Genomic DNA, 14,787 nt, shown 5'->3' with positions numbered 1-14,787 from the left:
GGTATCAATTTTGAAGTATTGTAGGTAAGCAACGTGGCCGAAGATAACCAATCGACAGACCTGACTTTAAGTGATGGTGGGGCGCTTTCCGCAGATACGGATTTACCCGTCGATCATCAAGACCCTGATTTAGATGAAAAAAGTTCATCTCGTTTCGATTTTGCCGTCGGTGATTTGGACCTGATCCGTCAGGTTGTTCTTGTTCTTTCCATCTCTATTTGTGTCGCTTTGATCCTGATGCTGTTTTTCTGGGTGAAAGAGCCGGAAATGCGTCCACTTGGAGCCTATGATACCGAGGAATTAATCCCGATTCTGGATTATCTCGATCAGAGTAAGAAAGAATATAAACTCGATGGTAATACGATTTTGGTTCCGGTCACTGAATACAGCGGACTCAAACTGGATTTAGCCAGGGCGGGTCTGAATCAGGATAAACAGGCCGGTGATGATATTCTGCTTCAGGATATGGGCTTTGGCGTATCACAGCGTCTTGAAATCGAGCGGTTAAAATTGAGCCGTGAGCGCCAGTTAGCCAAAGCAATTGAAGCTATGAATCAGGTGAGAAAAGCGCGCGTATTACTGGCGATGCCTAAATCGAGTGTGTTTGTCCGTCAAAATCAAGAAGCTTCAGCATCGGTTTTTTTGACGCTGAGAACCGGTGCAAATCTGAAACAGGAAGAAGTCGATTCAATTGTCGATATGGTTGCCAGTGCAGTTCCTGGTATGAAAACCACTCGTATTACGGTCACCGATCAACATGGACGCCTGCTTAACTCGGGGTCTGCCGATCCTTTATCCACTGCACGTCGGAAAGAGCAAGAGTTAGAGCGTAAGCAAGAGCAAGAACTCAAAGATAAAATTGATTCAGTGCTGATCCCGATTCTCGGGCTGGGGCAATATACTGCGCAGGTTGATGTTGAAATGGACTTCAGTGCCATTGAGCAGACCAGTCGTCAGTTTGACCCGAAAAAACCATCAACCCGTAGTGAATACACGCTTGAAGATTATAACAACGCCAACGTTGTTGCAGGTGTTCCCGGTGCGCTGAGCAATCAACCCCCGGCAGACTCTTCTATCCCGGAAGATGTCGCACAAATGAAAGATGGTTCGACCCTCGGTCAAGGATCAGTCCATAAAGAAGCCACACGTAATTACGAATTGAACACGACTGTGAGTCATGAGCGGAAACAGACCGGTGTGATTAATCGTCAAACCGTTTCCGTGGCCATTAAAGACCGTGAGGTTGTGAATCCGGATACCGGTGAGGTTACCTATAAGCCTTTGTCTGATAGTCAACTAAATGCGGTGCGTCAGGTCCTGGTCGGTGCGATTGGCTATAATGAACAACGCGGCGATTTATTAAATGTCTTAAGTATGCAGTTTGCCAAGCCTGAAATGGAAAAACTTACTGATGTACCGATTTGGGAAAACCCGAACTTTAGCGAGTGGATTCGTTGGCTGGCAAGTGCATTGGTTATCATTGTCGTGATTCTGGTATTGGTTCGTCCGGCAATGAAAAAACTTATCAACCCAACCAGTGGAGATGAAGACCAAATTTATGGTCCCGATGGACTACCGATTGGTGCAGATGGTGAAACCAGCCTGATTGGTGAAGACATTGACGCGGGTGATCTGTTCGAGTTCGGTTCGACGATTGATTTACCGAATTTACATAAAGATGAAGACGTACTGAAAGCGGTACGGGCCTTGGTTGCCAATGAGCCGGAACTCGCAGCTCAGGTTGTGAAAAATTGGATGGTGAACGATGGCTGATGAAAAAGAAAAGGGCGGTGATTTGGTTTCTCAAGACATTGATATCGGGTCAATTAGTGGCGATGAAAAAGCTGCAATCCTCTTATTGAGTCTGAATGAGGAAGATGCTGCCGGGATTATTCGTCATCTGGAACCGAAACAGGTCCAGCGAGTTGGTAGTGCGATGGCTCGCTCGAGTGAACTGAGTCAGGGTAAAGTGAGTGCCGTGCACCGGGCATTTCTGGAGGATATTCAGAAGTACACCAATATCGGGATGGGCAGCGAAGACTTTATGCGTAATGCCTTGGTTGCAGCCTTAGGCGAAGATAAAGCCAATAATCTGGTCGATCAAATTCTGCTGGGAACCGGTTCAAAAGGTTTGGACTCTTTGAAATGGATGGATCCACGTCAGGTTGCCAGCATTATTGTCAATGAGCACCCGCAGATCCAGACAATCGTTTTGTCCTATCTCGATCCAGACCAATCGGCTGAAATTTTGGCACAATTTGCTGAACGGGATCGACTGGACTTGATGATGCGGATTGCTAATCTGGAGGAAGTACAGCCGTCGGCATTGGCAGAATTGAACGAAATTATGGAGAAACAGTTTGCCGGTCAAGCGGGCGCACAAGCTGCGAAAATTGGTGGTCTGAAAGCCGCTGCCGATATTATGAACTACCTCGATAATAACGTTGAAGGCGTCCTGATGGAGCAAATGCGTGATCAGGATGAAGATCTGGCAACGCAAATTCAGGATCTGATGTTTGTCTTTGAAAACCTCGCTGAAGTTGATGATCAGGGGATCCAGAAACTGTTGCGGGATGTGCCACAGGATGTCTTGCAGAAAGCACTGAAAGGAGCTGATGACACCCTGAAAGAAAAAATCTTTAAAAATATGTCTAAACGTGCTGCCGAAATGCTTAAAGACGATCTTGAAGCGATGCCGCCAATCAAAGTCTCGGATGTGGAAGCTGCGCAGAAAGAAATTCTGGCGATTGCCCGCAGAATGGCTGATAACGGTGAAATCATGTTGTCAGGTGGCGCTGATGAATTCCTCTGATCAATTGGTTTAAGGAGTCACGATGTCAGACAGAAAACGCGGATTCTTACGGCCGGGAATGGATACTGATGTTGAGCGTGCAAAAGTGTGGGGGCTACCCGATTACACTGCTGATACGCATGGCCAGGCAAAAGACACGGCACTGAAATACGATCCGGGATGGATACCGGAGGCGGAACGCATGGTAGAAGAGTCGCCACTGGAACTGACGGAAGAAGAAATCGAACTGATTCGTCAAGGTGCTTATCAAGAAGGATTACATCAGGGTCAGGAAGCCGGTTTCAGACAAGGTTACGATAAAGGTAAAGAAGAAGGTTATCAGGCGGGGCATCAGGAAGGCCAAGAAGCCGGACAAAATGAAGGTCTGACGGCCGCTCAGGAAATTATCGATGCTCATGTCACCAGTTTTGTTAATTTAGCGAATCAATTCGCCCAACCCCTCGCACTGATGAATGCACAGGTTGAACGCCAACTGGTTGATATGGTGCTTGCTTTGGTCAAAGAAGTGGTTCGGGTTGAAGTACAGATGAATCCGCAGGTGATTCTGGATACGGTGAAATCTTCCGTTGAGTCACTACCGATTACCGGCCATGACATTACATTGAAACTCAATCCGGAAGATGTTGAGATTATTCGTCAGTCCTACGGAGAAGAAGACCTTGATTTCCGGCACTGGATTTTAGTGAGTGAACCATCTCTCAATCGCGGTGATGTTGAAATCGAGGCCGGTGAATCGAGTGTCAGCTACCGGATTGAAGAGCGAATCCGAACCACACTGAAAAGTTTCTGTGAAGCAAACCGACATGGTGGTGATGCGTGTTAGCGTTAGAAGAACGTTTTGCACAATACAAAATTCAGGGATTGTCTTCCCGCCCCATTGCTTCTGGCCGTCTCGTCCGGGTGGTCGGACTGACTCTGGAAGCCACCGGGTGTAAAGCACCGATCGGCAGTTTATGTAAAGTCGAAACGATGAGTGGTGAGATAGAAGCGGAAGTGGTCGGTTTTTCTGGCGCTCATCTTTATCTGATGCCGAGTGAACAAGTTTCAGGTATTTTACCCGGAGCGAAAGTGACGCCGATTCACGGTGATACTGGTGTCCCCGTCGGTATGGAACTGTTGGGAAGAGTCATTGATGGGGTCGGGATGCCGTTGGATGGCAAAGGCCCGATTTATGCAGAACATAAAGCTTCTTTTCAATCCGCTGCGATCAACCCCCTTGCACGTAAACCAATCTCTGAACCACTGGATGTCGGCCTGAAGTCAGTGAATGGATTATTGACGGTCGGTAAAGGACAGCGTATCGGGCTTTTTGCCGGTTCCGGTGTGGGTAAGTCCGTGACATTGGGAATGATGACTCGCGGAACGACGGCTCAAGTCGTGGTGGTTGGCCTCATAGGTGAACGTGGACGAGAAGTTAAAGAATTTATTGATGAAATTTTAGGTGTTGATGGCCGTCAGCGGGCAGTTGTTGTTGCCGCACCGGCCGATTCATCACCGCTTATGCGCCTTAAAGGGTGTCAGACCGCGTTGACTATTGCTGAGTATTTTCGTGATCAAGGGTTAGATGTCTTATTACTGATGGATTCGTTGACCCGTTTCGCTCAGGCACAGCGGGAAATTGCACTTTCAGTCGGTGAGCCCCCGGCGACGAAAGGATATCCACCTTCAGTCTTTGCCAAATTACCAGCGTTGGTTGAGCGTGCGGGGAATGGGAGTGACGATCAGGGATCGATCACTGCGTTTTTTACCGTGTTGACGGAAGGGGATGATCTTCAGGATCCGATTGCCGATGCGTCACGGGCTATTCTCGATGGTCATATTGTTTTATCCCGCGAACTGGCGGATGCAGGTCACTATCCAGCGGTTGATGTTGAAAAATCGGTGAGTCGGGTGATGCCTCAAATCACGACCGATGAGCATCAACTGATGTCAAAAGCCGTGCGACAAGTCCTATCTGTCTGTCGTAAAAATCAGGATCTGGTGTCGATTGGCGCTTATAAACCAGGCACTGATCCGTCGATTGATCAGGCATTTACTCTCAAACCGAAAATTGATATGTATCTGCAACAAGGCATGAAAGACACCGTCCCGTATGATATGTGTGTCAGTATGTTGAAGAATGTTTTGCAGATAGGTTCTGAATGATATGGAAAATGCACTGGAATTCTTGCTGGAACAGGCGAAAGAGAGTGAAGAGAAAGCCGTGCTCGCATTAAATAGCGCACGTCAGGAACTTGAAGATTATTACCGTCAGGTGAGTCAGATTGAACAGTATCGTCTGGATTATTGCCATCAAATGATTGACCGAGGAAAAGCCGGTTTAACGGCAAGTCAGTATGGACACCTGAATCGCTTCTTAACTCAGTTGGACGAGACGCTCGCGAAACAAAGAGGCGCAGAGCAGCATTTTATCGATCAAGTTGAAAATTGTCAGGAACATTGGCTTGAAGTCCGCAAAACGCGCCGTTCTTATGAGTGGTTGCGAGACAAGAAGCTGGCCGAAAAACAACAGGCTGAAATCAAACGAGAGCAGAAACGACTCGATGAATTCACAACGATTCAGTATGCCCGCAAAGCACGATTTTAAATGGACTCTTACCCTATTTGAATCACGATATTACTGACTGGACGAATGTTCTGATAGATATGGCTTAGTTTTTGCTTATTTAATATCAAGTTGTTTGCATCAAAGTTATTTGTTTGTGATAGCAAATACCGTCAATTAGGTTTGGTTTGCAAGAGTACTGGATATGAATATCAACCTCACGCCCACATCAGGGACACAGAAAGCTCAATCTCACCATAAAGCGGTTAGTGATGATGCCGTTGTTGGTGATGTCGCTGAATCGTCGCAAGAGTCCGGTGGCTTTTTTGCCAAACTGGCAGCTTTATTTAAGGGAGATGATTCGGCTTCTGGAAAACCTTCCTCAATAAAGAGTGGTGAGGCGAAGCCTACCGAAGGGGTATCGGATGTTGCTGGTGATATGTCAGCGGATGCTCTTTTGTCCGATCCAGACATATCTGGTAAAGACATATCTGATAAAGAAGTTTCTGGAAAAGAGTCATCTAAAGCCGAGTTTGTTGAGGTGAAGTCCCAGAAGAATTTGTCTGAGAATGTTGGTGATTTGGATTTGGATAATGCTCAAATTGCGGCCGCGAAAACATCTGGTGGACAACATCAGCCTGATGGTGATACCGCAGCGCTGAATCCCCCTCGCCCCGAGTCAAACACGCCGCCCCATGCGACAACTTCTTCGTCATCTTCCCTGAAATCTTCCGAGCAAAGTGATTCGTCAGCACAGAAAGGTGATTCATCAGCACAGAAAGACGCTGCATTGCGGACAATGGGAGAGGGTGAAGCGGTACTCAGCCGACTTAAAGGTGCTGAACAGCAGCTTGTGTCGCAAAACGGCAACAAATTGCCAGCCTCGGATGACACTCAAGCTGAGGGAACCAAACACGTAGCAAACACAGTGCAGCAGGTCAATGTGATAGACCCAGATACACTTCAGGATACTGCCGTCTCGTCAGCATTGTCTTTGCCTCAGGTTGAACCGGATAGTGACTCTTCTCAAACCCAGAGTAAAGGTTCGGATGAGCATCAACTGACAGGGGATAAAGCCTTGACGGCCGATCTGTCTCAGCTCCCGGAAGCCTCCGCTCAACAGAGTGGCAATGCAGCACCTGTTGTCTCATCCGAAGTGCAGACTAAAGATACGGCACATCGAAAAGAGACCGTTTCACCGGAGCAGATACTTGCCGGGGCAAATATCCAAAGCGTATCAAATCAGAATATTACCGGTCAGGCTGATGTGCAGAATGTGACGCTAACCGATGACGTTGAACACACTCAGGCGGCTGTATTATCTGGCACTGAAGGCAATACGGAAAAAGCCGTGCTATCACAAAAGCTCCTGCAATCTTTGAATCAAGAATTACCGCCCAGAGCGGATCCTCGTCATCATACACATATGGCTCAGCAACAGTTTGCGGCTCAACAACTGTCTCAGGTAACACCAGTTCCTGTGAACCCGTTGACTCAAGCGATTCAGAGCGATGGTTCCACCAATTCGCTTATGCATCTTCCCGGTGATTCAATTGCTTCTCAGGCGGCATTACAGACTTTATCTGCGAGTGCAGTCGGACGTGAGCAATGGATTCGTCAGCGTCTGGCTGGACTTGGTGATAGTAAAGTCCGCCCAGAGGGAATGATTGACGATGGTACGGGAAAAGAAGGACATTTTGCACATCAACTGTCATCGCTGGCAGGTCAACAGAGCCCGGGCGTACAAAGTCATATAAGAGCCGATGTAGCACAGACTCCGACGTCGATTTATTTGGCAAAAGATGCCATGGCGGCCGACCAGCTCTCGGAGCGGGTTCAGATGATGATGTCCAAAAATTTGAAAAACATTGATATTCGCCTTGATCCGCCAGAACTTGGACGGATGCATATCCGGATGAATATGTCTGGTGATGCCGCGACGGTGCATTTTACCGTGGCAACCCCGCAAGCCAGAGAGGCACTTGAACATTCCATGCCTCGTTTGAGAGACATGTTGTCACAGCAAGGCGTACAGCTGGGGGAAACATCCGTACAACATCAAGGCAGTGGTCATCAACAACCAGGTTATGCTGCTTCCGGTCAGGGTCAGTCCTCCGGACAGGGAGCTTTGCCGGGGCAGGATTCTGTTTTTCATGATGATAATCCAGACACAGGTGTTAAACTTGATATGAATGTTAGTTCGAAGCGTGATGGGATTAGTTATTACGCATAAGGTTAAAAATTAGTACGTTGCACATGCAGAGATAATTATGGCAGATGAGAATGGTGTCGCAGATAATGCATTCGGCGGCAAAAAGAAACTTTTGATTATCATTATCGCCTTGGTGGTATTGCTGATGGTTGGTGGCGGTGCTGCATTTTTTATGATGGGTTCGGATGAAGAGTCACCGAGTGCAGAGCCTGAGCAGAGTGTTGTGAAGGAGGCCGGTAATAATAATGAACCGGTGGCCTATGTTAGCCTGCCTCAACCGTTCGTATTTAATGTGACGGGCGATAAGCGTGATCGGATGGTGCAAATCAAAGTTCAACTGATGGTTCGGGGAAGTGATAATGAAAATCAGGCCCGTTACCACTCCCCGTTAATTGAAAGTTCTCTGCTCTCGACGTTTGCTTCTGCGACCGTGGAACAACTGCGGTCACCCAATGGCCGGATTGAGTTACGTGACCGGGCGACGAAAGATATTCAGACTGCGCTGACTAAAGCGGTCGGTGAGCCAGTGATTGAACGTGTTCTGTTTACTGATTTTGTAATGCAATAGGTGATGTGTGACTGATCTATTAAGCCAGGACGAGATTGATGCGCTATTACATGGCGTCGATAGTGTCGATGATGAAGAAGAAGAATTAGAAACGGATTCGCGTGAGGCGACCAGTTTTGATTTTTCTTCACAGGATCGCATTGTCCGGGGACGGATGCCGACGCTTGAATTGATTAACGAACGATTTGCGCGTCATTTACGTATCAGCTTGTTTAACATGCTGAGAAAAACAGCCGAAGTGTCGATTAACGGCGTACAAATGATGAAGTTCGGGGAGTACCAGAACACATTGTATGTTCCGACCAGTCTCAACATGGTGCGTTTCCGTCCATTGAAAGGGACCGCGTTGATTACCATGGAAGCACGCTTGGTCTTCATTTTGGTGGAAAATTTCTTCGGTGGCGATGGTCGCTTTCACGCCAGAATCGAAGGTCGTGAATTTACTCCGACAGAGCGTCGGGTTATTCAGTTATTGCTGAAGATTGTGTTCGGAGACTATAAAGAAGCTTGGTCTCCGGTGATGGGGGTTGAGTTTGAATATCTTGACTCCGAAGTGAACCCAAGCATGGCGAATATTGTCAGTCCGACGGAAGTGATTGTCGTGAGTTCGTTTCATATTGAGGTCGATGGCGGTGGTGGTGATTTTCATATGGTCATGCCATACTCGATGCTTGAACCGATTCGTGAACTTTTAGATGCTGGGGTTCAGTCTGATAAAATGGAAACAGACGTTCGCTGGAGCTCGGCGTTGCGTGAGGAAATCATGGATGTGCCAGTCAATTTCCGTGTGAATTTACTGGAAAAAGTATTGGCATTAAGAGATTTGATGGAGTTGCAGGCGGGCGATGTTATTCCGATCGATATGCCTGAACATGCGGTTATGTTTGTGGAAGAGCTGCCGACCTTCCGTGTGAAAATGGGGCGTTCGGAAGACAATCTGGCCATTCAGATTTCGCAGAAAATCAAACGTCCTGATGTGGTGAAGACAGATTTAGCTTTTTTGAGTGAAGATATTATTTCTGATCTTGAAAGAGAAGATGAAGTAAAAGACTAAAGTAGGTAGCAAAGATGTCTGATATTGATGATCAAAAACTGGCAGATGAGTGGGCAGCTGCGCTGGGTGAAGACCCGAATGCGGCATCAGATGACGATATTGATGAAATATTGGCAGCCCCGCTGGAAGAGTTGAAAGATACATCACAGCCTATTTCAGAAGATGAACGACGGAAACTGGATACGATTATGGATATCCCAGTAACCATTTCGATGGAAGTCGGTCGCTCACAAATTAGTATCCGTAATTTGTTGCAATTGAACCAAGGCTCGGTTGTCGAACTGGATCGTATTGCCGGAGAATCATTGGATGTCCTCGTCAATGGAACCTTGATTGCCCATGGTGAGGTTGTGGTGGTGAACGATAAGTTTGGTATCCGTTTAACCGATGTGATTAGCCAGACTGAACGGATTAAGAAGCTGAGATAAGAGCGTTGATGAAACGATTAATTAGCCTGTTTAGTCTGTTTTTGTGTGCTTTTCCCGTCTGGGCAGAGGTTGGCGACTCCATGAGTATTTTGACGACACTGGGGTCTTTGGTTTTTGTGATTGCCTTTATCTTGGTACTGGCATTCTTACTCAAAAAGATGCGTTTGCCAGTGTTGGGTCAGCAGAAAGATTTGATGATCATTCGTCAACTCCCGATTGGTACGAAAGAAAAACTGTTGATTGTTCAAGCAGGAGAAGAACAGTTTTTAGTCGGAGCGACGAGCCATTCGATTCAATTGATTTCCAAACTTGAACAACCGTTGTCATCTGGGTCCCAGACAGGGGAACATCCCTTTGCCGGCCAACTTAATCGGTTTCTGAAAAAGAATGATAAAATATAGCTTCCATTTAATCACATCACATTGGAACAGGCTGGCTCTTCTCGGGTTGGTGCTGTGTCTAGGGTCGTTTTCAGTGATGTCTTGGGCGGCACCAGCACCGGGAGACGCTCAGCCCGCCAATAGTTCGGTGACACAAAGTATTACCGCACAGGGGCTTGCAAATACAGCAACGACCACTCACTCGAATCAAGCCGGTATCCCTGCGATAACCATGACCACCAATCCTGACGGTAGTCAGGATTATTCAATTAGTTTACAAATTCTCGGTTTGATGACGATGCTCGGCTTCTTGCCGGCATTAGTCATCTTGATGACCTCGTTTACCCGGATTGTGGTCGTCATGTCGATTCTGCGGCAGGCAATGGGTTTGCAGCAGACGCCCTCAAACCAAGTCATTATCGGGATTGCGTTGTTTCTGACCTTTTTTATTATGTCTCCGGTCTTTCACCAGGTGAATGAACGCGCGATCCAGCCTTATCTCAATGAGCAAATTAATGCCAAACAAGCCTTTGACGAGGCGCAGAAACCGATGCGAGCTTTCATGCTCAAGCAAACTCGGGTCAAAGATTTAGAAACGTTTGTGAATATGTCCGGCTCTCAAGCAACCGATCCACAAGATGTTGAAATGACGGTATTGATTCCGGCTTTTATCACCTCTGAGTTAAAAACAGCCTTTCAGATCGGGTTTATGCTGTTTCTCCCTTTTTTGGTAATCGACTTGGTGGTTGCTTCGGTCTTGATGGCAATGGGGATGATGATGTTATCTCCTATGATTGTTTCTTTGCCATTCAAGCTCATGCTGTTTGTGTTGGTTGATGGATGGAACCTGATTCTATCGACACTCGCAGGTAGCTTTGCACTTTAGGGGGACACGATGACACCAGAAGCTTTTGTTGAAATATTCCGCGATGCTTTATGGATTGTATTGTTAATGGTTTCGGCAATCATTGTGCCCGGTTTATTGATCGGTTTAGCCGTTGCAGTGTTTCAGGCTGCGACCTCGATTAACGAGCAAACACTCAGCTTTCTTCCCCGTTTAATTGTGACATTGCTGGCGTTGATGCTGTTTGCCCATTGGATGACTCGGATTTTAATGGAGTTCTTTTATTCCATGATTGATCGTTTACCACAAATCCTCCATTGAGGTACTCGTGATGACATATCCGGCAAACCTGATTTTAGATTGGATCGCTACCTATTTTTGGCCGCTGACTCGGATCTCTGCCATGTTGATGGTGATGACCGTGACCGGGGCTCGTTTTGTGACTGCCCGTGTTCGTCTTTATCTTGGTCTTGCGATCACATTCGCATTGATGCCCGTCATCCCGGCTGTTCCCACCCATATTGAATTGCTCTCTGTACAGGGATTCATGATTACTTTTGAGCAAATTATTATTGGTGTCGCTATGGGAACGGTGACGCAGTTTATGATTCAGACTTTTGTCATGCTGGGACAAATTATCGGGATGCAATCCAGCTTGGGCTTTGCTTCGATGGTTGACCCTGCCAATGGGCAAAATACCCCGTTACTGGGGCAGTTTTTTATGTTTCTGGCGACGATGTTTTTTCTTGCCACTGATGGGCATTTAAAAATGCTTCAACTCATCGCCTTCAGTTTTAAGTCATTACCGATCGGGCAAGGTGGGCTGACGTCCGTTGACTTTCGTGAATTAGCGTTGTGGTTTGGGATCATGTTTAAAGTTGCCTTGACCATGTCACTTTCCGGCATTATTGCCTTACTGACCGTCAATCTATCGTTTGGCGTCATGACTCGAGCAGCGCCACAGTTGAATATATTTTCTCTTGGTTTTGCTTTTGCGCTCATGGTCGGGTTACTGCTGTGCTGGTACATTGTTACCGGACTGTTCAGTCATTATGAGATTTTCTGGGAGCAAGGACAGGCTCAGATCTGTCGACTGATACGACTGAATTGTCAGGCACCTTAAGGAGGACAGACCATGGCTGAGTCTGACGGACAAGAACGTACCGAAGACGCCACGCCCCGAAGGCTAGAGCAGGCGAGAGAGAAAGGGCAGGTTGCCCGTTCAAAAGAGTTAGCGTCCGTATCGGTACTGGTCGTTGGTGCGATTGCACTGATGTGGTTTGGTGAACGTTTGGCGAAAGCCTTGTATTTGGCGATGGGGCGGCTCTTTACTTTGAGCCGTGAAGAGATCTTTGACTTGCCGAAACTGTTCGAGGTTTTATCCGGTTCGTTGGTGACGCTGATCTTACCGATGATATTGATTCTGGTGACGCTGTTTATCGCCGCGCTCCTCGGTGCAACCGGTGTTGGTGGCATCTCTTTTTCGGCAGAAGCTGCCCGTCCTAAAATGTCAAAATTAAACCTGCTTAGTGGGCTCAAACGCATGTTTGGTCTGCAAAGCTGGGTCGAATTACTCAAGTCTATTTTGAAAGTCGCACTGGTTGCCGGTGCGGCTTTCTTTTTGATTGATAGTCAGAAAGTCGATCTATTTCAGCTAAGTCTGGATGCCTTTCCGCAAAATATTTATCACGCGTTACAAATATTACTGAATTTCGTGCTGTTGATTAGTTGTTCTTTACTGATTGTGGTCGCTATTGATATTCCTTTCCAAATTTGGCAGCACGCCAATCAGTTAAAAATGACGAAACAGGAAGTCAAAGATGAATACAAAGACACGGAAGGGAAACCTGAAGTAAAAGGTCGGATCCGGATGCTGCAAAGAGAAGCCGCACAGCGACGAATGATGGCTGATGTACCTCAAGCGGATGTCATTATCACCAACCCGGAACATTTCTCTGTTGCACTACGGTATAAGCAAAGTAGTGATAAAGCGCCCATTGTGGTCGCAAAAGGTATCGATCATCTTGCCCTGAAAATTAGGGAGGTTGCCAGAGAACATGAGATTGAGATTGTGCCGGCTCCCCCTTTGGCGCGTGCGCTTTACCATACCACTGAATTAGAGCAAGAGATCCCTGACGGGCTGTTTTTAGCGGTGGCTCAAGTGTTGGCTTATGTGTTTCAGCTGCGGCAGTATCGGCGACGCGGTGGTAAACGGCCAAAACTGAATGAAGAAGCGATGACCATTCCAACCGATATGAATTATTAGCGTCTGACAGGGGGATGTTGCTCGTTATCTTTTATATTGTTACTCGTGCTCTATTTTTCGGGAATCGACAGCAGTATCAATAACGCGCCGTTTCCGCCAAAGACCAGCGGTGCCTGATGAAAGGCCATGACGTCAGGGTGCTGGGCCAGCCACAGGGGGACTTTCTGTTTCAGAATGTGTTTGCCAATTCCATGCTGAACACAGGCACAATGGATACCTTCTTTGATACAGTAGGCGATCATTGCAGCCAGCTCTCTTTTCGCCTCTTTTTGAGTCATACCGTGCATATCGAGAAAAACGTCCGGCACATAAATTCCCCGACGCAGCCGCTTGACCTCATATTTGGAGACGTCATTGCGTGCGTAGCGCGTCGGCCCCTCGTGATCAAGATGTGGCACGAATTCATCAGAAAAATAGAACTCATTGTCATTGGTATCACGTGTGTTGCGGCGTGTTAAATTGTGTTTGGTATTTCTGTTTGGTTGCCGGACTATGGTATCCTGATGCAACTTTTTTACGCCCTTTACTGCATCGTTGAATAAAGTTGAGTCATCATCCTGATATGGGTCGTGGTCACTCATTCGCTGTTCATATGTTCGTTAAATATGGATAAGCAGTATTGTAGCGCTTTTTGGAGGCAATTTTGGATAAGATTTTTGTCGATGAGGCAGTTACTGAGCTTCATACGCTTCAGGATATGATTCGTTGGGCGGTCAGTCGCTTTAACGCTGCCGGATTATTTTATGGTCATGGGACCGATAATGCTTGGGATGAAGCCGTTCAGTTGATTTTACCCACTTTATATCTGCCGATCGACGCGCCTTCACATGTATTAAGTTCTCGTCTGACGATGAGTGAAAGAACGGGTATTGTCGAGCGGGTGATTCAGCGCATTAAAGAACGTAAGCCTGTTGCTTATTTAACGAATAAGGCTTGGTTTTGTGGGTTGGAATTTTTTGTGGATGAGCGGGTACTGATACCACGCTCTCCGATTGGTGAATTGATTGAAAATCAGTTTCAGCCTTGGCTGACTGAAACACCGAATAAAATCATGGATCTCTGTACGGGGAGTGGCTGTATTGCCATTGCATGTGCGCATATGTTCCCCGAAGCTGAAGTGGATGCTGTTGATATTTCTACCGATGCTCTGGCGGTTGCCGAGATCAATATTCAGGATCATGGGCTGGAACAACAAGTCTTTCCCATGCGTTCTGATCTGTTCAGGGACTTACCCAAAGCTGCTTATGAGTTGATTGTCTCTAATCCGCCTTATGTCGATCAAGAAGACATGGACTCATTACCGCAGGAATTTGAACATGAGCCGGAACTTGGTCTGGCGGCTGGAGTGGATGGATTAGAATTAGTCCGCCGAATCCTTGCTAATGCACCTGATTATCTGACGGAGCAAGGGATTTTGATCTGCGAAGTCGGTAATTCGATGGTGCATATGATGGCACAGTATCCGGATATTCCGTTTACATGGCCGGAATTTTCCAACGGTGGTCATGGGGTCTTTATGCTGACTCGCCAACAGTTAGTTGAATGTGCTGAGCATTTTTCTGACTACCGTGATTAAAGTGATTCGATGAGCGAGAAGCGCTGGGATTGAGGCTTTACATCAAATCAGAATCAAGCGACTATGAGGCCACGTATCGTGAATGTCGGTCTCATGAGCCTG

Annotated in this window: 15 protein-coding genes and 1 pseudogene; 15 read left to right on the top strand and 1 reads right to left on the bottom strand. The window is 47.0% G+C overall.

Annotation, left to right across the window (positions count from 1 at the left end):
• Positions 1 to 33: 33 nt before the first annotated feature.
• The 14 genes and pseudogenes from fliF (at position 34) to flhB (ending at position 13,109) form a co-directional block, all read left to right on the top strand.
• A complete protein-coding gene (fliF, locus tag MKS89_RS10940; protein ID WP_072956569.1) occupies positions 34 to 1,773 on the top strand; it encodes a flagellar basal-body MS-ring/collar protein FliF in 1,740 nt (579 codons plus the stop codon).
• Positions 1,766 to 2,812, top strand: coding sequence for a flagellar motor switch protein FliG (gene fliG, locus MKS89_RS10935; RefSeq protein WP_072956572.1), 1,047 nt, complete (start codon positions 1,766 to 1,768; stop codon positions 2,810 to 2,812). The genes fliF and fliG overlap by 8 nt, the downstream gene beginning before the upstream one ends.
• A gap of 22 nt (positions 2,813 to 2,834) precedes the next feature.
• Positions 2,835 to 3,635, top strand: a complete 801-nt coding sequence (gene fliH, locus MKS89_RS10930; RefSeq protein WP_072956574.1) for a flagellar assembly protein FliH — start codon at positions 2,835 to 2,837, stop codon at positions 3,633 to 3,635.
• Positions 3,629 to 4,957, top strand: coding sequence for a flagellar protein export ATPase FliI (fliI, locus tag MKS89_RS10925; protein ID WP_072956577.1), 1,329 nt, complete (start codon positions 3,629 to 3,631; stop codon positions 4,955 to 4,957). Before fliH ends, fliI begins: the two co-directional genes overlap by 7 nt.
• Before the next feature lies 1 nt (position 4,958).
• Entirely contained in the window at positions 4,959 to 5,399 is a 441-nt protein-coding gene (gene fliJ, locus MKS89_RS10920; RefSeq protein WP_072956579.1) for a flagellar export protein FliJ, read from the top strand.
• 163 nt (positions 5,400 to 5,562) lie between these two features.
• Complete coding sequence (locus tag MKS89_RS10915) at positions 5,563 to 7,590, top strand: flagellar hook-length control protein FliK (protein WP_072956581.1); 2,028 nt, start codon at positions 5,563 to 5,565, stop codon at positions 7,588 to 7,590.
• Between the two features lie 37 nt (positions 7,591 to 7,627).
• The gene (fliL, locus tag MKS89_RS10910) at positions 7,628 to 8,137 is read left to right on the top strand and encodes a flagellar basal body-associated protein FliL (protein ID WP_072956584.1); all 510 of its coding nucleotides are present in this window, start codon (positions 7,628 to 7,630) and stop codon (positions 8,135 to 8,137) included.
• A 7-nt stretch (positions 8,138 to 8,144) separates the two neighbouring features.
• Positions 8,145 to 9,191, top strand: a complete 1,047-nt coding sequence (gene fliM, locus MKS89_RS10905; RefSeq protein ID WP_072956587.1) for a flagellar motor switch protein FliM — start codon at positions 8,145 to 8,147, stop codon at positions 9,189 to 9,191.
• A 14-nt stretch (positions 9,192 to 9,205) separates the two neighbouring features.
• On the top strand, positions 9,206 to 9,619 hold the full coding sequence (fliN, locus tag MKS89_RS10900) for a flagellar motor switch protein FliN (protein WP_059121292.1): 414 nt from the start codon (positions 9,206 to 9,208) through the stop codon (positions 9,617 to 9,619).
• Positions 9,620 to 9,627: 8 nt separating this feature from the next.
• Entirely contained in the window at positions 9,628 to 10,020 is a 393-nt protein-coding gene (fliO, locus tag MKS89_RS10895; RefSeq protein ID WP_072956590.1) for a flagellar biosynthetic protein FliO, read from the top strand.
• 148 nt (positions 10,021 to 10,168) lie between these two features.
• Positions 10,169 to 10,885, top strand: a pseudogene (gene fliP, locus MKS89_RS10890) (flagellar type III secretion system pore protein FliP); the annotation flags it as partial.
• Positions 10,886 to 10,894: 9 nt separating this feature from the next.
• The gene (fliQ, locus tag MKS89_RS10885; RefSeq protein WP_072956595.1) at positions 10,895 to 11,164 is read left to right on the top strand and encodes a flagellar biosynthesis protein FliQ; all 270 of its coding nucleotides are present in this window, start codon (positions 10,895 to 10,897) and stop codon (positions 11,162 to 11,164) included.
• Between the two features lie 10 nt (positions 11,165 to 11,174).
• Positions 11,175 to 11,966: a flagellar biosynthetic protein FliR gene (gene fliR / locus MKS89_RS10880; RefSeq protein WP_072956598.1), complete on the top strand. Its 792-nt coding sequence runs from the start codon at positions 11,175 to 11,177 to the stop codon at positions 11,964 to 11,966.
• Between the two features lie 12 nt (positions 11,967 to 11,978).
• Positions 11,979 to 13,109 (top strand): flagellar biosynthesis protein FlhB, encoded by a 1,131-nt coding sequence (gene flhB, locus MKS89_RS10875; protein WP_072956601.1) that lies wholly within the window; start codon positions 11,979 to 11,981, stop codon positions 13,107 to 13,109.
• A 50-nt stretch (positions 13,110 to 13,159) separates the two neighbouring features.
• Here flhB and smrB read toward each other — a convergent pair whose 3' ends face one another.
• Positions 13,160 to 13,690 carry an endonuclease SmrB gene (gene smrB, locus MKS89_RS10870; protein ID WP_072956603.1) on the bottom strand — a complete coding sequence of 177 codons (531 nt, stop codon included), beginning with the start codon at positions 13,688 to 13,690 and terminating at the stop codon, positions 13,160 to 13,162.
• A gap of 62 nt (positions 13,691 to 13,752) precedes the next feature.
• On the opposite strand from smrB, the gene prmB reads away from it, so the two are divergent.
• Positions 13,753 to 14,685 carry a 50S ribosomal protein L3 N(5)-glutamine methyltransferase gene (prmB, locus tag MKS89_RS10865; RefSeq protein WP_072956606.1) on the top strand — a complete coding sequence of 311 codons (933 nt, stop codon included), beginning with the start codon at positions 13,753 to 13,755 and terminating at the stop codon, positions 14,683 to 14,685.
• Positions 14,686 to 14,787 lie beyond the last annotated feature (102 nt).

The sequence above is a fragment of the Vibrio gazogenes genome (assembly GCF_023920225.1).
GTDB classification, from domain to species: domain Bacteria; phylum Pseudomonadota; class Gammaproteobacteria; order Enterobacterales; family Vibrionaceae; genus Vibrio; species Vibrio gazogenes.
This window is presented reverse-complemented; position numbering and strand designations above follow the sequence as displayed.

Bases quoted from the DNA above. Each gene is read 5' to 3' on its own strand.
- flhB (WP_072956601.1), top strand. From the start codon at position 11,979: ATGGCTGAGTCTGACGGACAAGAACGTACCGAAGACGCCACGCCCCGA.
- fliQ (WP_072956595.1), top strand. From the start codon at position 10,895: ATGACACCAGAAGCTTTTGTTGAAATATTCCGCGATGCTTTATGGATT.
- fliN (WP_059121292.1), top strand. From the start codon at position 9,206: ATGTCTGATATTGATGATCAAAAACTGGCAGATGAGTGGGCAGCTGCG.
- fliH (WP_072956574.1), top strand. From the start codon at position 2,835: ATGTCAGACAGAAAACGCGGATTCTTACGGCCGGGAATGGATACTGAT.
- fliO (WP_072956590.1), top strand. From the start codon at position 9,628: ATGAAACGATTAATTAGCCTGTTTAGTCTGTTTTTGTGTGCTTTTCCC.
- fliL (WP_072956584.1), top strand. From the start codon at position 7,628: ATGGCAGATGAGAATGGTGTCGCAGATAATGCATTCGGCGGCAAAAAG.
- MKS89_RS10915 (WP_072956581.1), top strand. From the start codon at position 5,563: ATGAATATCAACCTCACGCCCACATCAGGGACACAGAAAGCTCAATCT.
- fliG (WP_072956572.1), top strand. From the start codon at position 1,766: ATGGCTGATGAAAAAGAAAAGGGCGGTGATTTGGTTTCTCAAGACATT.
- smrB (WP_072956603.1), bottom strand. From the start codon at position 13,690: ATGAGTGACCACGACCCATATCAGGATGATGACTCAACTTTATTCAAC.
- fliR (WP_072956598.1), top strand. From the start codon at position 11,175: ATGACATATCCGGCAAACCTGATTTTAGATTGGATCGCTACCTATTTT.
- fliJ (WP_072956579.1), top strand. From the start codon at position 4,959: ATGGAAAATGCACTGGAATTCTTGCTGGAACAGGCGAAAGAGAGTGAA.